Source organism: Pseudomonas sp. ASL7, from assembly GCF_056680375.1.
This window is the reverse complement of the sequence record NZ_CM155279.1, coordinates 660,113-680,729: the sequence shown is the minus strand read 5'-3', so window position 1 is coordinate 680,729 and position 20,617 is coordinate 660,113. Positions and strand designations below refer to the sequence as shown.

Below are 20,617 nucleotides of genomic sequence, written 5' to 3'. Positions count from 1 at the left end.
CATCGACCATGCCCATCCATATCGTGCGACTCGGCTCGCCCCGTGCAGCCAGTGAAGGCCTGCGCCTGGGCACGGTTCGGCGTCCACCGCGTGGCGTACCGAAGACCGAGTTTGCCAGTCGTGATTTTTATGATGTATGGCAGCCGCTGCTTTCGCCGAGCGCGGAACTGGTGGCCGAAGCCAAAGCCGCCACCGATGACAAAGCCTGGGACACCTTCAAGCGCAAGTTCAAGGCAGAAATGAACCATCCAGCGCCCAGTCAACTGCTCGATCTATTGGCCGTTCTCTCTCATCAAACCTCGCTGGCGGTGGGTTGTTATTGCGAGGATGAAGCGCACTGCCATCGTTCGGTGCTGCGCGAACTGCTGACAGCACGCGGCGCCAAGGTTGTTTAGAACCCCCAGACCACCACAAATCCCCCTGTAGGAGCGAGCTTGCTCGCGATGGTGTGTCAGTCGAATCAACGTTGCCTGACACTCCATCGCGAGCAAGCTCGCTCCTACAATAATTAACGCCGCGTGATCACCACTTCAAGGTATTCACTCGGCACCACCAGCGACTTGTCGCCTGCACGGTTCATGCGGTTCAACAGTTCGGTCAGGTCAGTTTCAAGCGCCTTGGCGCCCTCGTGTGGCAGCGCTGCAAAGGCTTTGTGGGCCGGACCGTACCAGTTACGGAACACATCAATGAAATGTGCAGCCGAGCGATAACGGAAGTTGAACGTCCGGCGTGTCACCTGAAGCAGAAAGTCACGCTCATCGAAGTGCGTATGCAGCCAGGCTTCGGTGCCCCACTGGGACGGCGATTGAGCGCCTGCAGGGGGCGGCAAGTGGCGGCCGAGGGTCTTGAACATCTGGCCGACGAAGCCTTCAGGCGTCCAGTTGGCCAGGCCGATCCGGCCTCCAGGGCGACAGACTCGCGCCAGCTCCGAAGCGGCTTTGTCCTGATCTGGCGCAAACATCACGCCAAAGGTCGACAGCACGGCATCGAAGCTGGCATCCGCAAAGGGCAGCGCCTCGGCATCGGCCACTTGAAACGTCACTTCCAGGTGTTCGGCCCTGGCCCGGTCTTCGCCGCGCTCAAGCAACGCAGCCACGTAGTCGGTGGAGGTAACGTGGCAGCCACGGCGTGCCGCGGCGAGCGTTGCATTGCCGTTGCCGGCGGCGACATCCAGCACGTTCTCATCGCACAGCAGGTCGCAGGCTTCGGCGAGTTCCTCGCCAACGATCTGCAAGGTGGTGCCGATCACCGCATAATCGCCGCTGGCCCACGCGGCCATTTGACGCTGTTTCAAGGCAGTCAGATCAATGGGTGTACTCATGAATTCCGCTCCGTTGCGGGTTGGAAAACAGCCCCGGCTTATTCCGCCGTGGTGGGATCGATAACGGCCGAGACCTGGGAAATGCGGTTGGCCGGGAAACCACTCTGTTTGGCGTGCTCCCTGATCAACTCTTCGCTCGGCGCGATGTACACGCAATAGAGCTTGTCACCGGTGACATAACTCTGCAGCCACTGCACATCCGGCAACTCGCGCAACGTCTTGCAGGACTTTTGCGAAGCCGCTTTCAAATCCCTTTCTGACAGTGTTCCAGCGCCCGGGATCTCGCGTTCAATGATGAACTTTGGCATGGCAACCTCCCATTCTTGTTATTGGTGACAGGGTCGGGTGACCCTGTTTGCCAACTATCGCGCCGGGTAACGTCGGCGTCCTGCCCGATCGTCGGCCAGGACTGTCCGATCGTCCGGAGATTTCGCGTCGCGCGGCGACAGGCTCACAATCAAACGTCGCCCCGCTGCCAACACGGGAAATCATCATGGACGCCCTGTCTCAAACCCTGCGCGTCGTCCGCCTGGTCGGCGCAATTTTCATCAACGCCAGGTTCACCGCCCCCTGGTGCTACCAGTCGCCCAGCGCCGACGCGGCGGCGCCGTTCCTGGAGCCTGGCGCCGAACGGGTGGTGATCTTTCACCTGATCACCGAAGGCGAGTGCTACGTCGAACTCGGTGACGAGCCCCCCCTTTTGCTGACCGCCGGCGATGTCGTGGTGTTCCCTCAGGGAGACGCCCATCGCATGGGCTCCGAGCCAGGCCTGGCACCGGCGACCGGTGCCAGGCTGGACGTGGTGCTGTCACGTCGTCCACGGCAATTGAGTTATGGCGGTGGCGGTGCCGTCACGCGGTTGGTGTGCGGCTATCTGGCGTGCGATACACGGTTGGCGGGCATGATGCTGACGGGATTGCCCGCGGTGGTCAGGGTCAATGTGCGCGGCTCGAATGCTGGCATCTGGCTGGAGTCTTCGGTCCGTTACGCGTTGGCAGAGGCCCGGTCGCCACGGCCGGGCGGTGAAGGTGTGTTGGCGAAGCTGGCTGAGGTGTTGTTCATCGAAGTGCTGCGCTTGTATATGAACGAACAAGGCGAACGTCGTACCGGTTGGCTGGCGGGTGTGGGCGACCGGATCGTCGGCGCTGCATTGAATGCGTTGCACAAAAAACCCTGTCATGCCTGGACACTGGATGAACTGGCGCGTACCGCCGGGACTTCAAGGTCGGTGTTGGCGGAACGGTTTCAGCAACTGGTGGGGAGTTCGCCGATGCAGTATTTGACGCAATGGCGCATGTTGCTGGCGGCCAACCTGTTACGCAGCAGCAACAGCTCATTGATGCGCATTGCCGAAGAAGTCGGCTACCAGACCGATACAGCGTTCAGCCGGGCCTTTCGACGAGAGTTCGGCGCACCGCCAGCGGCGTGGCGGCGCAGTCAGGTAACGTCTCGACCCGCCCTCGGGATTGCCGATACGCCGTGACCGCAACACGAACCCGGTGTAGCAGCTGCCGAGCTTGCGAGGCTGCGTTCGGCTGCGAAGCAGTCGTAAACTCGGCTTGCTCGGTGTTCCTGATACACCGCGAGTTCTGATTTTACGACTGCTTCGCAGCCGAACGCAGGCTTCGCCAGCTGCTACTAAAATGGGTGGGGACGCTGCTGGAGGCGTCGGCCTTGGCCTCTTCCAGCAATTGCTGAATCATCTTCTCCTGCGTGTCGTAGCTGCCTTCACCGAAGTGGGTGTAACGCACCTGCCCCTTGGCGTCGATCAGGTAGTGAGCGGGCCAGTACTGGTTGTCGAAGTTGCGCCAGATCGCGTAGTTGTTGTCGATAGCCACCGGGTAGGTAATGCCGAGCTTTTTCACCTGATCCCTGACGTTGTCGATGATGCGTTCGAAACCGTATTCAGGGGTGTGGACGCCAATCACCACCAGGCCCTCCTTCTCGTGTTTCTTCGCCCAGTCCTTCACGTACGGCAAGGTGTGTTGGCAGTTGATGCAGTCAAAGGTCCAGAAGTCCACCAGGACCACTTTGCCTTTCAGGTCGTCGCTGGTCAGGGCGGGCGAGTTGAGCCATTCGACCGCGCCGGACAGCGACGGCATGGTGCCTTTGGCATTGTCCATCGACGAGTCGGCCTTGACCTTGCTGATTATGTAATCGACGACTTTGGGGACGGTTTCCAGCAGGCTTTTCTCGACGCTACTTATGCCTTCGGACGAGGTGCGGGCCAGCAGTGTTTTGTCCGCGCCGGTGGAAATCACCGCGGCAGCGGCCAGCACGGCAACACCGGCACCACGACGCAACCAGCCAGTGATCGGGATCGATGATTTCAAGCGATTGACCAGGCCGCGACCGGCTAAGATCAGGGTGCCAAGGGACACAGCGCTACCCAGGCCGTAAGCCACCAGCAACAGACTGGTCTGGGCGTTTGCGCCTTGAAGCATCGCGCCGGTGAGGATCACGCCAAGAATCGGCCCGGCGCACGGCGCCCAGAGCAGACCGGTGGCGACGCCGATCATGACCGAGCCCAATGGGCCGGACATTTTTCGGGTGTCAGGGTCAAGGCGATTGCCAAGCGCCACGAACGGACGGGCCAGCCAGTCACCGGCCCGGGCAGAAATCAGTGACAGGGCGAACAGCACCATCACGATCAGGGCGATGTGGCGACCGGTGCTGTTGGCTTGCACCACCCACTCGCTGCTGACCACGGCCAGGCTGGAGATCAGGGCGAAGGTCAGGACCATGCCGCCAAGGGTGAGCACGATCGAGGACCGCGTGCGGTCAACACTTGCGAACAGGAACGGCACGACCGGGAGGATGCAGGGGCTGAGGACGGTCAACACGCCGCCCAGGAAAGCGATGAGGAACATGAAGTTCACCTTGAAGTACGAGGGTGGCAATCCACACACGTCCTTTTGTAGGAGCGAGCTCGCTCGCGATGGGCTCGAGAGCGGCGCGTTCATTCAGCAAACAAGCGGTATCGTTAACGTCCATCGCGAGCGAGCTCGCTCCTACAGTGGTTCATGGCGAGGTCCGCAAGGCTTCAATGGGTAGGTCGTTCAATTGAGCCGAGGCGGTCCGGGTTGCCTCGATGGAACCTATTAGGGGCCCGTGAGGTATCCCGACTGTGTCGAAAACAGGCGCGTGTAAATCGCTACGTATCAAAGTCGGCCCCCGATACACAGCGATACAAACCGCCTGAACATTCATGTTTTTGCGTCCCCGTGTATCCGTCGACACACTGGATACACTGCAATACAAAGGGCTTTGGGCGAGCGGGCCAAGGCTCGATAGACTGCTCGACACTCCCCACTCACAGAGGCAAGGGCCCATGGAACACGTCGATCACATTCTCATCGTGGACGATGACCGCGAGATCCGGGAACTGGTAGGCAACTACCTCAAGAAAAACGGCCTGCGCACCACCGTCGTCGCAGACGGACGGCAAATGCGCGCCTTCCTTGAATCCACGCCCGTGGACCTGATCGTGCTCGACATCATGATGCCCGGCGACGATGGCCTGCTGCTTTGCCGCGAGTTGCGCGCCGGCAAACACAAAGCCACGCCCGTGCTGATGCTCACTGCCCGCAATGACGAGACCGACCGCATCATTGGCCTGGAAATGGGTGCCGACGATTACCTGGTCAAGCCGTTCGCCGCCCGCGAGCTATTGGCGCGAATCAATGCCGTGCTGCGCCGTACGCGGATGCTGCCGCCGAACCTGGTGGTAACTGAAAGCAGTCGCCTGCTGGCGTTCGGGCGCTGGCGCCTGGACACCTCGGCCCGGCACTTGCTCGACTCGAACGGCACGATGGTCGCGCTCAGTGGCGCCGAATATCGATTGCTGCGTGTATTTCTCGATCACCCGCAACGCGTGCTCAATCGCGACCAGCTGCTGAACCTGACCCAGGGCCGCGACGCCGATCTGTTCGACCGCTCCATCGATTTGCTGGTGAGCCGCTTGCGTCAGCGCTTGCTGGACGATGCCCGTGAACCGGCCTACATCAAAACCGTGCGCAGTGAAGGCTATGTGTTTTCCTTGCCGGTGGAAGTGCTCGGTGCGATGTCATGAACCTCTCGGTGCGTTGGCCCCGCACCCTCGCCTCCCGGCTCTCGCTGATTTTCCTGATCGGGTTGATCCTCGCCCAGGCGCTGTCCTTTGGCGCGCAGTATTACGAGCGTTACGAAAGCGCGAAAAACACCATGCTGGGCAATCTGGAAACCGACGTTTCGACCTCCATCGCCATCCTCGATCGCTTGCCAGCCGAAGAGCGCAAAAGCTGGCTGCAACGACTGGAGCGGCGCAACTACCGCTATCTGCTGGATGAAGGCTCGCCAGGCGTGCCCATGAGCGATACGCCCATTGCGGTGACCTCGATCAAAGACGCCATCGGCAAGGATTACCCGATGACCGTGACCGACATCCCCGGTGAGCAAAAACACTTTCAGGTCCATCTCAAACTGGCGGACGGCAACCCGGTGACCATCGACGTCCGCCCCGCCATGGTGCCGTTGTCGCCTTGGTTGCCCTTCGTGCTGCTGGGGCAACTGGCGCTGATGATCATCTGCACCTGGCTCGCCGTGAGAATTGCCATCCGCCCGCTCAGCCGCCTCGCCGAAGCCGTCGAGACCCTGGACCCCAATGCCCATCCCGTGCACCTGGACGAAAAAGGTCCGACTGAAGTTGCCCATGCCGCCAAGGCTTTCAATTCAATGCAGGCGCGTATCGCGGCGTATTTGAAAGAACGCATGCAACTGCTGGCGGCGATTTCCCACGACCTGCAAACCCCGATCACCCGCATGAAACTGCGCGCCGAATTCATGGACGACTCCAGCGAGAAAGACAAACTGTGGAACGACCTTGGCGAAATGGAACACCTGGTGCGCGAAGGCGTGGCGTATGCCCGCAGCCTTCACGGCGCCACCGAGGAAAGTCGCCGCACCGACCTGGATTCGTTCCTCGACAGCCTGGTGTTTGACTATCAGGACATGGGCAAGGACGTTCGCCTGGTCGGTAAAAGTTCAGCGGTGATCGACACCCGGCCCCACGCGTTACGTCGGGTATTAGTCAACCTGACCGACAACGCATTGAAGTTCGCCGGGGCTGCCGAATTGTCGGTGGAAGCGAAAAACGGCAACCTGTCAGTGAAAGTCATGGACCGTGGGCCCGGGATTGCCCAGGAAGATTTGGCCCATGTGATGGAACCGTTCTACCGCGTGGAGAATTCGCGTAACCGCAGCACCGGCGGGACCGGGTTGGGACTGGCGATTGCGCAACAGCTGGCGTTGGCGATCGGGGGGGCGTTGACGTTGAGTCATCGTGAAGGGGGCGGGTTGTGTGCCGAACTTAGGTTGCCCCTGTAGGAGCGAGCTTGCTCGCGATGGGCGTAAACGATAACGCGTGTTTCCTGAATAAACGCGTTATCGTTAACGTCCATCGCGAGCGAGCTCGCTCCTACAGATGCCACAACGTTAAATCACAAACCGTGACACCAGCGCATTCAAGTCCACCGCCAGACGCGACAGTTCATGCGTGGCAGCGCTGGTCTGGTTGGCACCGGCGGCGGACTGGGAAGCGAGGTCGCGGATGTTCACCAGGTTGCGATCAACTTCACGGGAAACCTGAGCCTGTTCTTCCGATGCACTGGCGATCACCAGGTTACGTTCGTTGATCAAATGGATCGACTGGGTGATCTGCTCCAGCGCCACACCGGCAGCGCGAGCCATTTCCAGCGTGCTCTGGGTGCGCTGATTGCTTTGCTGCATCGAGGAAACCGCTTCGCCTGTGCCGTTCTGGATGCCGGCGACCATCTTCTCGATTTCCTGGGTCGATTGCGCAGTGCGATGCGCCAGCGCCCGGACCTCATCCGCCACCACGGCAAAACCACGCCCGGCCTCACCGGCACGGGCGGCTTCGATCGCGGCGTTCAGCGCCAACAGGTTGGTTTGCTCGGCAATGGCGCGAATCACATCCAATACCTTGCCGATGTCGCGTCCCTGGGCGGCCAGGCCTTCGATCATCACCGAGGTGTTTTGTACGTCGTGGGTCATGGTCTGGATCGCGTCGACCGTTTCCACCACGCGGTCACGACCTTCACGGGCCGCCTGGGTCGACTGGTTTGATGCTTCGGACGTCGACACTGCATTGCGGGCGACTTCCTCCACGGCGGCGGTCATTTCGTTGACGGCCGTGGCGGCCTGTTCAATTTCGTTGTTCTGCTGTTGCAGGCCGCGGGACGCTTCTTCAGTGACCGTGCTGAGTTCTTCGGCGGCAGCCCCCAGTTGAGTGGCGGAACCGGCGATCTGCTCGATGGTTTGACGCAAGTTAGCCTGCATGGCGGACAAGGCACCGAGCAAACGGGCCGGTTCATCCTTGCCATCAATTTCGATGGCTTTGGTCAGGTTGCCACCCGCAATGATTTCAGCGGCCTGGAGCGCACGGTTCAGCGGCGTGACGATGCTGCGGGTCAACAGCCACGCCAGTAGCACCGTCATCAGGGCCGCCACCACCGCAACCGCGATGATGCCGGTAATCGCGTTGCTGTAGTGTTCGCCCGCATCGGCCGAGGCCGTTTTGGCATAGCCGGTATTCAGTGCCACCAGCTTATTGAGCTGCTCACCCATCTGGTCGGTGCCGTCCTTGATCTGTGTATTGATCACGGCGCGCATCTCATCGAGCTTGTTCTGTCGCGACAGCTCCAACATCTGGTTCTGGGCTTGTATGTAGCCGTCCAGGGTGACCGTAAACGTCTTGTACAGCGCGGCCTCTTCCGGCTGGGCGGGCAAGGCTGCGTAACTGGCCTGGGCGTTACGGAGATTGTCGACGAGCACGTTGATGCGCGCCTGGGCGTCCTGCAGCGCGGCCGGGTCACGGTTGACCAACACCCGGAACGAAAGAATGCGCATCCGCAGGACGTTTTCCGTCATGTTGCCTAGAAACCCGACGCTGGGCAGTTCGTTGCTTTCTATGTCGATGGAGGCCTGGCGAATGAGCGCCATGCGGTTCACGGCAAACACCCCGAGCACGATGACCAGCAAGGCGATGAAGGCGAAACCCAGGAAAGCTCGAGGCGCGATGTTCAGATTACGCAATGACATAGGATGATTCTCGGGTGATTAAGGCGTCGAGCATCCTTGCCGTGATCGCTGTATGGCAGGCGTTGACACGCACCTTTCAGCTCGGCGCCACACGGGTAACAGCTTTGCGCGCGCCTGTTATCTGTATCGGCTGGTGTTGGAAAATTTCGCGGGGATTGGGGGAAAAAAATGACGAGCGGCACGCTTGTGTCAGCGGTACACCCAATTTGATCCGGGAATTGCCTTGAGATATTGGCCAATGGACTCTTCCTCCACTTGTGGGAGCGAGCCTGCTCGCGATGGTGTGTCAGGCGATACCCATGTAGCTGACAGACCATCGCGAGCAAGCTCGCTCCTACCTCCTACAGTGGATTAATTTCAGTCAAGAAATAGGGGCTTTCGTCGTTCCGGGCTACGCTGTGCGACCCGCGAACTAAACTTATTGCACTCAGGACGAGCTTATCGTCCTGTTCATTCCCACGACCACCGCCCAGTGGCTAATGCCCAGGCAACTCTGCCTCTGGACTGTGATCCTGTTAAAGGAGCACACGTGATGGACGAGGCCAGACTCAACGATTTCATGGGCAAACTGGTGAATGACATGGGCGGCGCGGCGATGCTCGCCAATGTCATCCTCGGCGAAGAACTCGGCCTGTACCGGGCCATGGCCGACAGCCAGCCAATGACCCCTGAAGCACTCGCCGACAAAACCGGCTGCAACGCCCGACTGCTGCGCGAATGGCTCAGCGCCCACGCCGCTTCCGGTTACATGGAACATCGCGACGGCCAATTCCGCCTGCCCGAAGAGCAAGCCCTGGCATTGGCGATCGAAGACTCACCAGTCTATGTCGCGGGCGGTGTCTCAGTGGTCGCCTCTTTTTTCCATGACAAAGACAAACTGGTCAACGCCATGCGCGGCAACGGTGCCCTGGCCTGGGGCGATCACCACCCGTGCATGTTCAGCGGCACGGAACGGTTCTTCCGCCCGGGTTACAAAGCGCACCTGATTGCCGAGTGGCTGCCGGCCCTGGACGGCGTGGTCGCCAAACTCGAGGCCGGCGCCAAGGTTGCGGACATCGGCTGCGGGCACGGCGCATCAACCGTGATCATGGCCCAGGCATTCCCGAACTCGCGGTTCGTGGGTTTCGACTACCACGCGCCATCGGTCACTGTCGCCACCCAACGCGCCGAAGAAGGTAGCGTGGCCGGGCGCGCGCGATTCTTCCAGGGCACGGCAAAAAGCTACCCTGGCGACGACTATGACCTGGTCTGCTATTTCGACTGCCTGCACGACATGGGCGACCCGGTGGGTGCGGCGCGGCACGCCTATGACTCACTGAAACCAGACGGCTCGGTGCTGCTGGTGGAACCCTTCGCCAATGACTCGCTCGACGACAACACCACCCCGGTTGGCCGGTTGTTCTATGCCGCCTCGACGTTTATCTGCACCCCGAACTCGCTGTCCCAGGAAGTCGGTCTCGGGCTCGGCGCCCAGGCCGGCGAGGCACGGTTGCGCAAAGTGTTCACCGAGGCGGGATTCAAGACGTTCCGTCGGGCGACGGAAACCCCGTTCAACCTGATACTGGAGGCACGTAAATAACCTCCGTCCCCCTCTGTGTAGGAGCGAGCTTGCTCCGGGCGGCGTTCCGACGATGGTCGTTAACGAAAACGCGTGTTTTTTGACTTAATGCGGCGCTTTCGAGTCCATCGCGAGCAAGCTCGCTCCTACACTGGTCCCTGAGTATTGAACATGCCAGACAGCCCCATTGGTGAACAACTCGAGCAGCTCCTGCAGTTAATGGCCGGCCAGCCGTTTGTGGTCCTGACCGGCGCCGGCATCAGTACGCCGTCGGGCATCCCGGATTACCGCGACAACCAAGGCGTGCGGCGCGGCCGGCAGCCAATGATGTATCAGGAGTTCCTCTCGGCCCCGCAATCCCGGCGCCGCTATTGGGCGCGGGCGATGCTCGGCTGGCCGCGAGTGCGCCAGGCCCGGCCAAACGTGGCCCACGAAGCCTTGGCCAGTTTGCAAAATTCGCAGCAGATCAGCGGGTTAATCACTCAGAACGTCGACACCTTGCACGACCAGGCGGGAAGCCATGACGTGATCGAGCTGCACGGCAGCTTGCATCGGGTGCTGTGTCTGGATTGCGGAGAACGCAGCGAACGGGATTCGATTCAGCGCTTGATGGAGGCGCAAAACCCCTATCTGGCCGGCGTGGACGCGGTGCAGGCGCCGGATGGCGATACCTTGCTGGATCCGGCATTCGAGGCGCGGTTTCAGGTGCCGCATTGTCCGCGTTGCGCAGGCGAGCGGATGAAACCGGATGTGGTGTTTTTTGGTGAAAACGTGGCGCAAGCCACCGCGGCGAAAGCGATGGCAGCGGTCGAGCAGGCTGCGGGGTTGTTGGTAGTGGGGTCGTCGTTGATGGCATATTCGGCGTTTCGGTTGTGTCGGGTGGTGGCGGATCAGGGGAAACCGTTGATCGCGATCAATCTGGGGAGGACGCGGGCCGATGACCTGCTCCATCTGAAGATTGAGGCATCGTGTGAACGGTTGCTTCCATTACTGGCTCAACAACTTGGAAACTGAAGAAGCCCAATCCCTGTGGGAGCGAGCCTGCTCCGGGCGGCGTTCCGACGAAGGTGTGTCAGTCGACATCAATGTAGCTGACCCACCTTCGCGAGCAGGCCCGCTCCCACAGGGTATTGGGTTCAGCGGGCAGACAGGCGCTCGCCCAGGTTTTCCTCTTTAAGAATATCGAACAACGCCTGAGCCGCCGCCGACAGCTCAATCCCCGGCTTGGTCAACACCCCGATCGCCCGCTCCACCACGGGGTCGCGCAGCGTAATACAGCGTGCGCCCAATTCGCGCATCTGCTCGGCACACAATGCCGGCACCGCACTCACCCCCAAGCCGCTGGCCACCATCCGTCCTACCGTCGCCAGTTGGTGACTCTCAAACTCCACTGGCAATTTCATTCCCCGTGCGTGCAAGTGTTCTTCCAGCATCACCCGCAGCGTCGACGGTCGCTGCAAGGTGATGAACGGTTCCTTGAGCAAGGTCTGCCAGTCGATATCGCCCATTGCGGCCAGCGCGCAATCTTGCGGCACCACGGCCACAAACCGGTCCCTGTACAACGGCGTGAATTGCAGCGAAGAACTCTGCGTCGGCTCAAACGCCACCCCCAGTTCCACCTGTCGGTCACGCACCATCTCCAGTACCTGCTCGTTGATCACGTCATTGACCGTGACATTGACCTTGGGATAACGCGCGCGGAACGTCTTGAGGATCGATGGCAACAGGTTGCCGGCAAACGACGGCATCGCCGCCAGGGTCACGCGCCCGCGCTGAAGGGTAAAGCGTTGGCGCAGTTCGTCCTCGGCATTGTCCCAGTCGGCGATCAACCGGCGGGCCAGCGGCACCAGCGATTCACCTTCGGCAGTCAGCGCCACATTGCGCGTATTGCGGGTGAACAACCGCCCACCCAGGCCCTCTTCCAGCGCCTTGATGGTCAGGCTCAACGCCGATTGCGACAGGTGCAACCGCTCGCAGGCCACGGCAAAACTCAAACTTTGGGCCACGGCCAGAAAGGCGCGGATCTGCTTGACTGTCATGGACGATGACTCCACTTTAATACAGGCCATTGATTGATGATCTTTATCTATCAATCAACCTTAAAAATCAACTTAACAAATCAATACGTCGGCGAGACACTTCATTCCATACGGCTAGCCAGCCGCCCACAAAGAATAAAAGAGGTGCATATGGCAGGTTTCGACAAGCGCGTGAGTTCCTATGAGGAAGCTCTGGCAGGTCTGGAAGACGGCATGACTGTGATCGCAGGCGGCTTCGGTCTGTGCGGGATTCCGGAAAACCTTATCGCCGAAATCAAGCGCAAAGGCACACGCGACCTCACCGTGGTCTCCAACAATTGCGGCGTCGACGGTTTCGGCCTCGGCGTATTGCTGGAAGACCGGCAGATCAGCAAAGTGGTGGCCTCCTACGTCGGTGAGAACAAAATGTTCGAGGAGCAACTGCTCAGCGGTGCTATCGAAGTCATCCTGACCCCGCAAGGCACCCTCGCTGAAAAAATGCGCGCTGGCGGTGCCGGCATCCCGGCGTTCTTCACCGCTACCGGCGTCGGCACCCCAGTGGCCGAAGGCAAGGAAGTACGCGAATTTCACGGTCGCAAGTACCTGATGGAAGAGTCCATCACCGGTGACTTCGCCATCGTCAAAGGCTGGAAAGCCGACCATTTCGGCAACGTCATCTATCGCCACACCGCCCAGAACTTCAATCCACTGGCTGCCACCGCCGGCAAGATCACCGTGGTCGAAGTGGAAGAAATCGTCGAACCCGGCGAGCTGGAACCGTCGCAGATCCACACCCCTGGCATCTACGTCGACCGGGTCATTTGCGGCACGTTCGAAAAGCGCATCGAACAGCGCACCGTGCGTAAGTGATCCCCTGCCCCCGGACCGAATGAAGGAATAACAACAATGGCACTTTCCCGCGAACAAATGGCTCAACGCGTCGCCCGCGAAATGCAGGACGGCTTTTACGTGAACCTGGGCATCGGCATCCCGACCCTGGTCGCCAACTACATTCCTGAAGGCATGGAAGTCATGCTGCAATCGGAGAACGGCCTGCTCGGCATGGGCCCCTTTCCGACTGAAGAAACCATCGATGCCGACATGATCAACGCCGGCAAGCAAACGGTGACCGCGCGTATCGGCGCTTCGATCTTTTCCTCGGCCGAGTCCTTCGCGATGATTCGCGGTGGTCATGTCGACCTGACCGTGCTGGGTGCCTTTGAGGTAGACGTGCAAGGCAACATTGCCTCGTGGATGATCCCCGGCAAGCTGGTCAAGGGCATGGGCGGCGCCATGGACCTGGTGGCCGGCGCAGACAACATCATCGTCATCATGACCCACGCGTCCAAGGACGGTGAGTCCAAGCTCCTGTCCAAATGCAGCCTGCCGCTGACCGGCGCCGGGTGCATCAAACGCGTGCTGACCGACCTGGCTTACCTGGAAATCGAAAATGGCGCATTTGTCCTCAAGGAACGCGCACCTGGCGTCAGTGTTGAGGAAATCATCGCCAAAACCGCTGGTAAAATGATCGTGCCGGACCACGTTCCGGAAATGCAGTTCGCTGCCCAGTGAGGAATCATTCCATGCAAGAAGTCGTCATTGTTGCCGCCACGCGCACCGCGATCGGCAGTTTCCAGGGTTCCCTGGCCAATGTTTCTGCCGTTGATTTGGGCGCTGCGGTGATCCGTCAGTTGCTGGCGCAAACCGGCCTGAACCCGGCCGAAGTCGATGAAGTGATCATGGGCCAGGTGTTGACCGCTGGCGCCGGGCAAAACCCTGCCCGCCAGTCCGCCATCAAGGCCGGCCTGCCCTTCACCGTGCCCGCCATGACGTTGAACAAGGTTTGCGGTTCGGGTCTCAAGGCCCTGCATTTGGCGACCCAGGCCATTCGCTGTGGCGATGCCGAGGTGATCATTGCCGGCGGTCAGGAAAACATGAGCCTGTCCAACTACGTCATGCCCGGCGCTCGCACCGGTCTGCGCATGGGCAACGCACAAATCGTCGACACCATGATCAGCGACGGTCTGTGGGATGCGTTCAACGATTACCACATGGGCATCACTGCCGAGAACCTGGCGGACAAGTACAACCTGACCCGCGAACAACAGGACGCCTTCGCCGCGGCCTCGCAACAGAAAGCCACGGCCGCCATCGAAGCCGGACGGTTTGCCGATGAGATCACGCCGATCCTGATTCCCCAGCGCAAGGGCGATCCGCTGTCCTTCGCCACCGATGAACAGCCGCGCGCAGGCACCACGGCCGAAGCGCTGGGCAAACTGAAACCGGCCTTCAAAAAGGACGGTTCGGTGACCGCCGGTAACGCGTCGTCCCTGAACGACGGCGCCGCCGCTGTGATCCTGATGAGCGCCGACAAAGCCAAGGCCCTGGGCCTGCCAGTACTCGCCAAAATTGCCGCTTACGCCAACGCGGGCGTCGACCCGGCGATCATGGGCATCGGTCCGGTGTCGGCCACTCGCCGCTGCCTGGACAAGGCCGGCTGGTCCATCGATCAACTGGACCTGATCGAAGCCAACGAAGCCTTCGCCGCGCAATCCCTGGCGGTGGCCAAGGACCTGGAATGGGACTTGAACAAGGTCAACGTCAACGGCGGCGCCATTGCCCTCGGTCACCCGATCGGTGCATCGGGTTGCCGGGTACTGGTGACCTTGCTGCATGAAATGATCAAGCGCGACGCCAAGAAAGGCCTCGCCACCTTGTGCATCGGTGGCGGTCAGGGCGTTGCGTTGGCGATCGAGCGGGCGTAAAGCGTTCAACAGACTGCGCGGGGACCCACGAAGATCCGCTGCAGTCTGGCAAAACACCCGGTGTGGCGCCTGTCACACCGGGTTCTTTTTACCTCGCCCACAGGGTGCAGATCAACTGTAGGAGCGAGCTCGCTCCGGGCGGCGTTCCGACGATGCACTAGAGAGCAGCGCGGGGTGTCAGGATTACGCCGTCATCGTTAACGACCATCGCGAGCAAGCTCGCTCCTACAGTTTACGATTTGTTTTTGTATACAAAATCACCCAACCTACAGAGCAATTCATTACACGCAATGCTAACGTTGCCATCTCAAACAGGTCGGAGATGCGTGCGTGCTGATGCTCAAACTGTTGGTGATTCCCGGATTTCTTTTGCTGATTTCCCTTGCGGGCAAACGCTGGGGTCCGAGCGTTGCCGGTTGGCTGTCGGGGTTGCCGGTGGTGGTCGGGCCGATTCTGTTTTTCCTCGCCATCGAACAAGGCCAGGTGTTCGCCGCTCAATCGGCGACGGCGGCGTTATCGGCCATGTTCGCGATGATTGCCTTCTGCGTGACCTACGCCCAGGTCGCACAACGCGCCACGTGGCCGTGGGCACTGAGCTTTTCCTTGCTGGTTTGGGCCACAGCGGCCGTGGTGCTGTCGGTAATCCCTCCCTCCCTGACCTTTTCAGTGATCGCTGCCGCCAGCGCACTGTTGGCTGCGCCTTATTTGTTTCCGCAGGTCAAACCGCTCGTTTCAGGCCCGGCACCGAAATCCGACAAACTGCTGCTGCGCATGATGGCCGGTGCCCTGCTCACCCTCGCCGTGACGGTGTTGGCCAGCACCGTCGGCGACCGCTGGAGTGGGCTGCTCGCGGTATTCCCGGTGCTGGGCAGCGTGATGGCGGTGTTCTCCCAGCAAGCCCGCGGCCCGGCCTTTACTGCCGCATTGCTACGAGCCACCGCCACCGGCATGTATTCGTTCGCGGCGTTTTGCCTGGTGCTGTCGCTGGCGCTGCCCGGCATGGGTTTGTCCGCGTTCGTCCTCGGTATTGCAGTCTCGGTGTCGATGCTCGGGGTGACTAAGCGTTTACTGGCAAAACCAGTGAACGCGAGTCCGGACTCCAGAGGGGCGGACACTGGACGTACGGCGATCAAGCGCTAAGCTCATTGAGGTCATCGGGCCAGGATCGTCGCCCGCTCATCGCGCTGAAGGAACAGACATGACTCAGCTCCAAAACGCCACTGCCGCCACGGCCGTCGGCGTGATTGCGATAGTGCTCTGGTCCTCCCTGGCCTTGCTGACCACACTCACCGAAGGCATTCCGCCCTTTGAACTGCTGACGCTGGGATTCGGCGTAGCGTTCGTCGCGAGCCTGTTGATTCTCGGTCGACGCGGAATTGCCGGCTTCAGTAGCTGGCGTCAACCCTGGGCCGTATGGGCGACGGGCTTCGTCGGAATTTTCGTTTATCACGCGTTGTACTTTTTCGCGCTCAAGGCCGCCCCGGCGGCAGAAGCCAGCCTGATCAACTACCTTTGGCCGCTGTTGCTGGTGCTGCTCTCGGCGTTATCGGTCGGAGAAAGCCTGCACAAGCGGCAAATGCTCGGCGCGCTGCTGGGCCTGGCTGGAACGGCGTTCATCATGCTCCAGCGAGTGCCCGATGCCGGTACCGCGATGCCCATCGCCGGTTATCTCGCCGCGTTCGGTTGTGCGCTTATCTGGGCGGTTTACTCGGTGTTCAACCGCCGGTTCAGTGAAGTGCCCAGCAACATCATCGGCGGCATCTGCGGCTTGGTTGCCCTGGCGGGACTGGCGTGTCATCTGGCATTCGAAACCACGGTACGACCCGATGGCAGCCAATGGGCCGCGATTATTGTCCTCGGCCTGGGACCGGTCGGGCTGGCGTTTTTTGCCTGGGACCACGCCACCAAGCGCGGAAGTCTGGCGACACTCGGGGCGCTTTCCTACCTGGCCCCGCTGATTTCCACAGTGCTGTTGATCACCGTGGGGCGCAGCCATGCCAGCCCGATGCTGATCGTCCCCGCCCTGCTGATTATCGCCGGTGCCGTCATTGCCACCTCACAGCCCACTGCCAAAACCCCCACAACGCCTTCGATTATTTCGAACGACTAGTGCGAAAAGCTTGTACGTCAATCAAATGGGGTTCACCCACCAATCGCCGACAGTTACGCCAGGCTGGATGCTTCACAACCGCCATGGGATGATCGCCCCCATAGCGCGACCATCCCTGGAGAATTCGAATGTCAGTGTTAAGCAAGAAAGCCGTAGTTCTGTTGCTTGTGGCCGCGTCCAGTCTGGCAATTTTGAATGTGCAGGCTGCAAAAAAGGCCACCACCGGTGATTCGGCACAGAAAGTCTCGATGCTCGACGGTAAGTTCACCTTCACCCTGCCCAAGGGCTTCATCGCCAGCCCGTTGCCAGCCAGCTCCACGGGCGCGAGCGGCACCCTGTACAGCAACGAGACCACCAAGACGGTGGTGATCGCCGCGGAGAATAACCTCCCCGATGGCGTCAAGGTCAAGGACAACGACGGTACGTTTCTCGATGACACCGTGGCCGACTTCGACAATTCACAACGTAAATCTTTACCGGATTACAACAAATTGAGCGAAAAAAGCCTGACCCAAAAAAACACCGGGCTGGGCATCCGACAGGTTGACGGTACAGCCCAACAAGGGGGGGGCATGACCCTCAACTCGACGCTGATAGCGGCGTCCGGCACTCGCATGGCTGTCGTTCAGGTTATCTCCCGCCCCGCTGACATGGCCGCCCACGAAACGTTGATCAACCAGATCGTCAGCGGCAAGTAAGGCTCAGGGATTGAGGCGCTGCAGCCAGGCGTTCAAATCCTGCATCTCGGCGTCGCTGATGTTATGGCCTAACCCCGGATAGGCATGAAACTCAGGCTTGAGTGACAAGTCTTGCAATACCTGGTCGGCGTCAGTGCCGTCGGTGTAGGGAAGGCGTTTGTCCGCAGTGCCATGACCGATGAAAATCGCCAGCGCCTGGCGTTTTTCATCCGGTTTGAGTCCGGACTTGAGCACCGGCAGAATCCGTCCGCTCAATGCGGCAATCCCACCCATCGCCTCGGGGTGACGCAAGCCGACCTCGTAGGACATGATCGCGCCCTGACTGAAACCCACCAGGAAAACCTTGTTCGCCTCGGTGTGATATTTCTTCACCGCCTGTGCGACAAAATCCAACAGCAACTGGCCACTGGTCTTCAGATCGTCCGTCTCACCGTTGTAGGCACCTTCGCCCTTCTTGCGAAACCATTGGTAACTGCCCTCTTCCATCTCCATGGGTGCGCGCACCGACAGGAAGGTGTATTGCGCGGGCAATTCATCCTTGATGCCAAACAGGTCCTGCTCGTTACTGCCGGTACCGTGAAGGAAAATCACCAGGGGCTGATTGCGCGTCTCAGGGTTGGCCTGCTCCAGGTACTTGAGCGGCAGATCGGTTTGCAGCGGGGTTTGAGCGTGGACGGTGGCGGACACCAACAGCGTCAGCAGAGCGAAAAACTTCAACATAAAGCTTCCTTTACAGTGCGCAGGATTCGGAGAGAGCCTAACACTGTGGAGCTTACCGAAGGATTTTGGCCGTTGCTGATGCCGCTATCGTCGGAACGCCGCCCGGAGCAAGCTCGCTCCCACATTTGAAATGCATCCCCTGTGGGAGCGAGCCTGCTCGCGAAGAGGCCCTATGAGGCGCCGAAGATTACGCCGTCAATCGTTAATCAATTTCCCCACCCGAATCGGCTCACGCCCAGCGACCTTCGCCTGCCACGTGCCCGGCTGGGTATACCGCCCGCGATCAATCGCAAACAACACCCCACTGGTTCCGGCACAAACGGTGGTGACGCGGTCGTTCAACGGGTCGACTACTTCAAACAGCGCGTCCCCCTGCTCGACCCACTCACCGGCCTCACGCAAAAAACTGACCACGCCATGATGCGGCGCAAACAGGTATTGGGTGCCCTCGAACGGCATGCCTTCGCAGCATTCGCTCGGAGCCTGCGGCCAGGTGCCTTTGATGAAGCCTTGCTCGGCGAGGAACCCAAGAATCGCCTCGCAATTGGCCTGGGCCTGCTCGACCCGGGTGTCGCCCATGCTGCCCAACTCCAGCGTCGTCGCCAGGTTGGCCGGCGGAATCGCGGCCTTGGGGTACGCCCTTGCCAGACGCAACCACGGCGAAGAACAGGACTCGTCGAACGAGCTGCCGCCGGAATCTTCACACAGCAACGCCACCCCGGCCTTCAGGCGCGCCGCCAGGGATTGCCATTGCGGCCAGTGTTGCGGCAACGCGTAGATATGGATCGCCGCATCAAAATCGCAATGCAGATCCAGGGTGATGTCGGCGTCACAAGCGTGGCGCAGCAGCAACCGGTGCATGGCTTCCAGCTGCGAAACCGGCGCGGGCAAGCCATCGAGGACCTGGCCCATGGTCTGGCGAATCAGCGCGATGTTGGCGTCGGCGTCGGCACCCAAACGATCACCGATCAACTCGGCCACCGGTGCACTGAGTTCGACGAACGAGCGGTTGAAGTTCTTGCCACTGCCCAGTTCGAAGCGGCCCATGTGGCTGCCTTGCAGGTGTTGATCGAGGCCGATGGGGTTGGCCACCGGCACCAGTTCGATCACGCCTTGCAGCTGTCCCTGGGTTTCCAGTTCAGTCAGGCGTTTTTTCAATTCCCAGGCTGTGCGCATGCCCGGCAATTCGTCAGCGTGCAGGCTGGCCTGGATGTAGACCTTGCGAGTGCCAGCGCCATAACGAAAAACACTGAGTGTGCGTTCGGTCCCCAGGTGGCTCCAGGGCAGTGGATGGTCGATGCGTTGCATGGGAACTCCTGTGAAATCTGTAGGAGCGAGCTTGCTCGCGAAGGACGTTAACGATAACGCGTTCTTCTAGAATAAACGCGTTGCCCTCAAGTCCTTCGCGAGCAAGCTCGCTCCTACAGAACGGATCGATTACTCGCCGTAAACGTCAAACTTGAAGTACTTGTCCTGCACTTGCTTGTACTTGCCGTTGGCGCGGATTTCATTGATAGCGGTATTGAACTGCTCAGCCAGGGCGGTATCGCCCTTGCGCACGGCGATACCGGCGCCGCCACCGAAGTATTTCGGATCGTTATACTCTGGCCCTACGAACGCGAAACCTTTACCGGCGTCGGTTTTCAGGAAACCGTCGTCCAGGTTGACCGAGTCGGCCAGCAGCGCGTCAATGCGGCCGGACACCATGTCCAGGTTGGCTTCCTGCTGGGAACCATAACGCACCAGGATAATGCCGGCCGGCTCCAGCACTTCGGTGGCGAAGCGGTCGTGGGTACTGGCGCGCAGCACACCGACTTTCTTGCCCTTGAGTTCGGTCAGCGGGTCTTTGACGTCAGACCCTGCTTTCATCACGAAACGTGCCGGCGTGTGGTAGTACTTGATCGTGAAATCGACGTTCTTTTTACGGTCGTCGGTGATGGTCATGGACGACAGAATGGCGTCGATTTTCTTGACCTTCAGGGCCGGGATCAGGCCGTCGAACTCTTGCTCGACCCACGTGCACTTCACTTTCATCTGTTCACACAGTGCGTCGCCGATGTCCACGTCGAAACCAGTGAGTTTGCCGTCAGGGGTTTTCATCGAGAATGGCGGGTAACCGGCTTCGATACCGATGCGGATCGGCTTGGCGTCTTCGGCCACAGCGGTCAAGGACAACATCGACAGTGCCAGGGCACCGAACATCACTAGCTTTTTCATTTATAACTCCCGTGTGCGGAGACTCTTATTGGCAGCTTTCGGTTGATCAAGACCGAAGTGGCCGGCAGTCTAGAGTGGCTTCAGGAGGGTAAATTGTGTTCAAGCGACAAAT

Annotated in this window: 20 protein-coding genes; 12 read left to right on the top strand and 8 right to left on the bottom strand. The window is 60.2% G+C overall.

What is annotated here, in order from left to right; genetic code table 11:
- Positions 1-8 precede the first annotated feature (8 nt).
- A complete protein-coding gene (locus AC1MDT_RS03115; RefSeq protein WP_480420643.1) occupies positions 9-395 on the top strand; it encodes a DUF488 domain-containing protein in 387 nt (128 codons plus the stop codon).
- A gap of 113 nt (positions 396-508) precedes the next feature.
- Here AC1MDT_RS03115 and AC1MDT_RS03110 read toward each other — a convergent pair whose 3' ends face one another.
- Together AC1MDT_RS03110 and AC1MDT_RS03105 are read right to left on the bottom strand one after the other, a co-directional pair.
- Entirely contained in the window at positions 509-1,321 is an 813-nt protein-coding gene (locus tag AC1MDT_RS03110; protein WP_480420642.1) for a class I SAM-dependent methyltransferase, read from the bottom strand.
- Between the two features lie 38 nt (positions 1,322-1,359).
- Positions 1,360-1,629: a DUF4242 domain-containing protein gene (locus AC1MDT_RS03105; protein WP_480420641.1), complete on the bottom strand. Its 270-nt coding sequence runs from the start codon at positions 1,627-1,629 to the stop codon at positions 1,360-1,362.
- 185 nt (positions 1,630-1,814) lie between these two features.
- On the opposite strand from AC1MDT_RS03105, the gene AC1MDT_RS03100 reads away from it, so the two are divergent.
- A complete protein-coding gene (locus tag AC1MDT_RS03100; RefSeq protein WP_480420640.1) occupies positions 1,815-2,804 on the top strand; it encodes an AraC family transcriptional regulator in 990 nt (329 codons plus the stop codon).
- Positions 2,805-2,916: 112 nt separating this feature from the next.
- On the opposite strand, the gene AC1MDT_RS03095 is transcribed toward AC1MDT_RS03100, so the two are convergent.
- Positions 2,917-4,191, bottom strand: a complete 1,275-nt coding sequence (locus tag AC1MDT_RS03095; protein WP_480420639.1) for a cytochrome c biogenesis protein DipZ — start codon at positions 4,189-4,191, stop codon at positions 2,917-2,919.
- 461 nt (positions 4,192-4,652) lie between these two features.
- Here AC1MDT_RS03095 and AC1MDT_RS03090 point away from each other — a divergent pair, with 461 nt between their 5' ends.
- Positions 4,653-5,393 carry a response regulator gene (locus AC1MDT_RS03090; RefSeq protein ID WP_480420638.1) on the top strand — a complete coding sequence of 247 codons (741 nt, stop codon included), beginning with the start codon at positions 4,653-4,655 and terminating at the stop codon, positions 5,391-5,393.
- Entirely contained in the window at positions 5,390-6,685 is a 1,296-nt protein-coding gene (locus tag AC1MDT_RS03085; protein ID WP_480420637.1) for an ATP-binding protein, read from the top strand. Before AC1MDT_RS03090 ends, AC1MDT_RS03085 begins: the two co-directional genes overlap by 4 nt.
- A 108-nt stretch (positions 6,686-6,793) precedes the next feature.
- On the opposite strand, the gene AC1MDT_RS03080 is transcribed toward AC1MDT_RS03085, so the two are convergent.
- Positions 6,794-8,419, bottom strand: coding sequence for a methyl-accepting chemotaxis protein (locus AC1MDT_RS03080; protein WP_480420636.1), 1,626 nt, complete (start codon positions 8,417-8,419; stop codon positions 6,794-6,796).
- Positions 8,420-8,951: 532 nt separating this feature from the next.
- Between AC1MDT_RS03080 and AC1MDT_RS03075 the strand changes: the two genes are divergently transcribed.
- Positions 8,952-9,998, top strand: a complete 1,047-nt coding sequence (locus AC1MDT_RS03075) for a class I SAM-dependent methyltransferase (RefSeq protein ID WP_480420635.1) — start codon at positions 8,952-8,954, stop codon at positions 9,996-9,998.
- Positions 9,999-10,148: 150 nt separating this feature from the next.
- Entirely contained in the window at positions 10,149-10,991 is an 843-nt protein-coding gene (locus AC1MDT_RS03070) for an NAD-dependent protein deacetylase (protein ID WP_480420634.1), read from the top strand.
- 122 nt (positions 10,992-11,113) lie between these two features.
- Here AC1MDT_RS03070 and AC1MDT_RS03065 read toward each other — a convergent pair whose 3' ends face one another.
- Entirely contained in the window at positions 11,114-12,016 is a 903-nt protein-coding gene (locus tag AC1MDT_RS03065) for a LysR substrate-binding domain-containing protein (protein ID WP_480420633.1), read from the bottom strand.
- A 150-nt stretch (positions 12,017-12,166) separates the two neighbouring features.
- Here AC1MDT_RS03065 and AC1MDT_RS03060 point away from each other — a divergent pair, with 150 nt between their 5' ends.
- The 6 genes from AC1MDT_RS03060 to AC1MDT_RS03035 all read left to right on the top strand — a co-directional run bounded on the left by AC1MDT_RS03060 (position 12,167) and on the right by AC1MDT_RS03035 (position 17,568).
- Positions 12,167-12,865: a CoA transferase subunit A gene (locus tag AC1MDT_RS03060; protein ID WP_480420632.1), complete on the top strand. Its 699-nt coding sequence runs from the start codon at positions 12,167-12,169 to the stop codon at positions 12,863-12,865.
- A gap of 36 nt (positions 12,866-12,901) precedes the next feature.
- Positions 12,902-13,567: a CoA transferase subunit B gene (locus AC1MDT_RS03055; protein WP_480420631.1), complete on the top strand. Its 666-nt coding sequence runs from the start codon at positions 12,902-12,904 to the stop codon at positions 13,565-13,567.
- 11 nt (positions 13,568-13,578) lie between these two features.
- On the top strand, positions 13,579-14,760 hold the full coding sequence (locus AC1MDT_RS03050) for an acetyl-CoA C-acetyltransferase (protein ID WP_480420630.1): 1,182 nt from the start codon (positions 13,579-13,581) through the stop codon (positions 14,758-14,760).
- Positions 14,761-15,090: 330 nt separating this feature from the next.
- Positions 15,091-15,900 (top strand): hypothetical protein, encoded by an 810-nt coding sequence (locus AC1MDT_RS03045; protein WP_480420629.1) that lies wholly within the window; start codon positions 15,091-15,093, stop codon positions 15,898-15,900.
- Positions 15,901-15,958: 58 nt separating this feature from the next.
- Complete coding sequence (gene yddG / locus AC1MDT_RS03040; RefSeq protein WP_480420628.1) at positions 15,959-16,870, top strand: aromatic amino acid exporter YddG; 912 nt, start codon at positions 15,959-15,961, stop codon at positions 16,868-16,870.
- Between the two features lie 128 nt (positions 16,871-16,998).
- A complete protein-coding gene (locus tag AC1MDT_RS03035) occupies positions 16,999-17,568 on the top strand; it encodes a DcrB/PsbP domain-containing protein (protein WP_480420627.1) in 570 nt (189 codons plus the stop codon).
- 3 nt (positions 17,569-17,571) lie between these two features.
- Here the strand turns inward: AC1MDT_RS03035 and AC1MDT_RS03030 are convergent, their stop codons facing one another.
- The 3 genes from AC1MDT_RS03030 to AC1MDT_RS03020 form a co-directional block, all read right to left on the bottom strand.
- Complete coding sequence (locus AC1MDT_RS03030) at positions 17,572-18,288, bottom strand: alpha/beta hydrolase (RefSeq protein WP_480420626.1); 717 nt, start codon at positions 18,286-18,288, stop codon at positions 17,572-17,574.
- Between the two features lie 195 nt (positions 18,289-18,483).
- Positions 18,484-19,596 (bottom strand): succinylglutamate desuccinylase/aspartoacylase family protein, encoded by a 1,113-nt coding sequence (locus AC1MDT_RS03025; protein ID WP_480420625.1) that lies wholly within the window; start codon positions 19,594-19,596, stop codon positions 18,484-18,486.
- Positions 19,597-19,725: 129 nt separating this feature from the next.
- Positions 19,726-20,505, bottom strand: a complete 780-nt coding sequence (locus tag AC1MDT_RS03020) for an ABC transporter substrate-binding protein (protein WP_480420624.1) — start codon at positions 20,503-20,505, stop codon at positions 19,726-19,728.
- Between the last annotated feature and the right edge of the window lie 112 nt (positions 20,506-20,617).

Coding starts and splice junctions, on each gene's coding strand:
- AC1MDT_RS03115 (WP_480420643.1), top strand. CDS start 9: ATGCCCATCCATATCGTGCGACTCGGCTCGCCCCGTGCAGCCAGTGAA.
- AC1MDT_RS03110 (WP_480420642.1), bottom strand. CDS start 1,321: ATGAGTACACCCATTGATCTGACTGCCTTGAAACAGCGTCAAATGGCC.
- AC1MDT_RS03105 (WP_480420641.1), bottom strand. CDS start 1,629: ATGCCAAAGTTCATCATTGAACGCGAGATCCCGGGCGCTGGAACACTG.
- AC1MDT_RS03100 (WP_480420640.1), top strand. CDS start 1,815: ATGGACGCCCTGTCTCAAACCCTGCGCGTCGTCCGCCTGGTCGGCGCA.
- AC1MDT_RS03095 (WP_480420639.1), bottom strand. CDS start 4,191: ATGTTCCTCATCGCTTTCCTGGGCGGCGTGTTGACCGTCCTCAGCCCC.
- AC1MDT_RS03090 (WP_480420638.1), top strand. CDS start 4,653: ATGGAACACGTCGATCACATTCTCATCGTGGACGATGACCGCGAGATC.
- AC1MDT_RS03085 (WP_480420637.1), top strand. CDS start 5,390: ATGAACCTCTCGGTGCGTTGGCCCCGCACCCTCGCCTCCCGGCTCTCG.
- AC1MDT_RS03080 (WP_480420636.1), bottom strand. CDS start 8,419: ATGTCATTGCGTAATCTGAACATCGCGCCTCGAGCTTTCCTGGGTTTC.
- AC1MDT_RS03075 (WP_480420635.1), top strand. CDS start 8,952: ATGGACGAGGCCAGACTCAACGATTTCATGGGCAAACTGGTGAATGAC.
- AC1MDT_RS03070 (WP_480420634.1), top strand. CDS start 10,149: ATGCCAGACAGCCCCATTGGTGAACAACTCGAGCAGCTCCTGCAGTTA.
- AC1MDT_RS03065 (WP_480420633.1), bottom strand. CDS start 12,016: ATGACAGTCAAGCAGATCCGCGCCTTTCTGGCCGTGGCCCAAAGTTTG.
- AC1MDT_RS03060 (WP_480420632.1), top strand. CDS start 12,167: ATGGCAGGTTTCGACAAGCGCGTGAGTTCCTATGAGGAAGCTCTGGCA.
- AC1MDT_RS03055 (WP_480420631.1), top strand. CDS start 12,902: ATGGCACTTTCCCGCGAACAAATGGCTCAACGCGTCGCCCGCGAAATG.
- AC1MDT_RS03050 (WP_480420630.1), top strand. CDS start 13,579: ATGCAAGAAGTCGTCATTGTTGCCGCCACGCGCACCGCGATCGGCAGT.
- yddG (WP_480420628.1), top strand. CDS start 15,959: ATGACTCAGCTCCAAAACGCCACTGCCGCCACGGCCGTCGGCGTGATT.
- AC1MDT_RS03035 (WP_480420627.1), top strand. CDS start 16,999: ATGTCAGTGTTAAGCAAGAAAGCCGTAGTTCTGTTGCTTGTGGCCGCG.
- AC1MDT_RS03030 (WP_480420626.1), bottom strand. CDS start 18,288: ATGTTGAAGTTTTTCGCTCTGCTGACGCTGTTGGTGTCCGCCACCGTC.
- AC1MDT_RS03025 (WP_480420625.1), bottom strand. CDS start 19,596: ATGCAACGCATCGACCATCCACTGCCCTGGAGCCACCTGGGGACCGAA.
- AC1MDT_RS03020 (WP_480420624.1), bottom strand. CDS start 20,505: ATGAAAAAGCTAGTGATGTTCGGTGCCCTGGCACTGTCGATGTTGTCC.